General features: G+C 51.9%; 3 protein-coding genes. 2 read left to right on the top strand and 1 reads right to left on the bottom strand.

Features of this window, described 5'->3' with window-relative positions; genetic code table 11:
• Window positions 1-681 (top strand): AMP-binding protein (locus NTW95_03895; GenBank protein ID MCX6556564.1); only part of this gene is annotated, 681 nt, incomplete at its 5' end.
• Window positions 682-701: 20 nt separating this feature from the next.
• Window positions 702-1166 carry a hypothetical protein gene (locus NTW95_03890; protein ID MCX6556563.1) on the top strand — a complete coding sequence of 155 codons (465 nt, stop codon included), beginning with the start codon at window positions 702-704 and terminating at the stop codon, window positions 1164-1166.
• A 4-nt stretch (window positions 1167-1170) separates the two neighbouring features.
• On the opposite strand, the gene folK is transcribed toward NTW95_03890, so the two are convergent.
• The coding region (gene folK, locus NTW95_03885) for a 2-amino-4-hydroxy-6-hydroxymethyldihydropteridine diphosphokinase (protein ID MCX6556562.1) at window positions 1171-1515 on the bottom strand (345 nt) is incomplete at its 5' end.

Below are 1515 nucleotides of genomic sequence, written 5' to 3'. Positions count from 1 at the left end.
GTCGAAGTGTTCCTGCGCGACGCCGGCATCAGCTATTCCACCGGCTACGGCATGACCGAAACTGCGCCAATCATGACCATTAATCCTTTCGGCCAGGTAAAGGTCGGCTCCTGCGGCAAGCCGATCCCGGGCATTGAAATGTTGATCCATGAACCCGACATCCAGAGCGGCATCGGCGAGATCATCGTCCGCGGCCCCATCGTCATGTCCGGCTATTACAAAAACCCCGACGCCACAGCCGATGTTTTCCTGAAAGGCGGCTGGCTGAAAACCGGCGACCTGGGGTTTTTCGACGCTGAAGGCTACCTGTTCATCAAGGGGCGCTGCAAGAATGTCATCATCGGCCCTTCCGGAGAAAACATCTATCCGGAAGCCATCGAACAGAAAATCCTGCAGGAACCCTGTTTTCAGGAGGTCGTGGTTTTTGAAAGCAACGGTAAACTGCAGGTCAAGGCCTATTTGGATTACGACGTGCTGGACCGCGAATTCGAACGCAACAAACTCAACGACGCTGAAGCGCGCAAACTGACTGAGGATATCCTGGAGCAGGCCCGCGGGCGCATCAACACCCAACTGCCGGCGTTCTCGCAGATCAGCAAGATCCTTGAGCACCCCGAGCCTTTCGAAAAGACGCCGACCAACAAGGTCAAGCGCTATCTTTATATCACCCGCAACAAATAAGGAGCCAAGGGAGGGGAAAAATGTCACTGGAAAAAACTTTTTACCTGCTGAAGGCTGTTGAAACAGACACTGCGGAACTCTATGCCCTGATCGGCTTGAGCATTTCCGTTTCACGGCCGACACTTTCAGACCTGTTCATGGAACTTTCTGCAGAAGAAAAAATGCACTGCAAGCAGATCGAATTGATGCAGAACATTTTTCTACAAGGCAAAGACGCTTTTGTGGAAAACCCCGAAGCCGAAAAAACAATTGCCGATTTCCTTCAGTTATCGGAAAAAACCAAAAAATATTTTAACGAAAAGCATCAAGAATTAACTCCCACCGATCTTATAAATCTGGCTCTCGATTTGGAGCGCAATCTGGTAGAAAAACACCACACTTTTTTTATGAATGTCATTGATCCGCAAATAAAGCAATTATTCGCCAGCCTGAACCTGGCCGACGAAGCCCATATCCGCAAGTTGGACGACTTTCCGCTGGACTGACCCCCTATTTCAGTCGTCTGATTTTTTCCAGGGGGTGGACCAGCTTGGGTGCAATCTCGAACAAGGGCACCAGCACGAAACCCCTTTCGCAAAGCCGCGGATGGGGTATGGTCAATTCCGGCGAAGCGATGACCGTATCGCCGGCCAAAAGTATATCGATATCGATCGGCCGGTCTTGATAATGGGAGTTTTTCAGATCGCGCCCCTGCGAGGATTCATACTCCCTGCATGCCGCCAGCAGGCCTTGCGGGCTCAGACGGGATTCCAGCGCCAGCACCAGGTTGAAAAACAAACTGGCCCCGGGCATGCCCAGCGGCGTGGTTTCGTAAAGAGCCGATCTTTTCGCCAC

It is taken from the genome of Candidatus Aminicenantes bacterium, assembly GCA_026393795.1.
Classification (GTDB): domain Bacteria; phylum Acidobacteriota; class Aminicenantia; order UBA2199; family UBA2199; genus UBA2199.
Note: the sequence above shows the minus strand (reverse complement) of the source record. Positions and strands in the feature narration are given on the sequence as shown.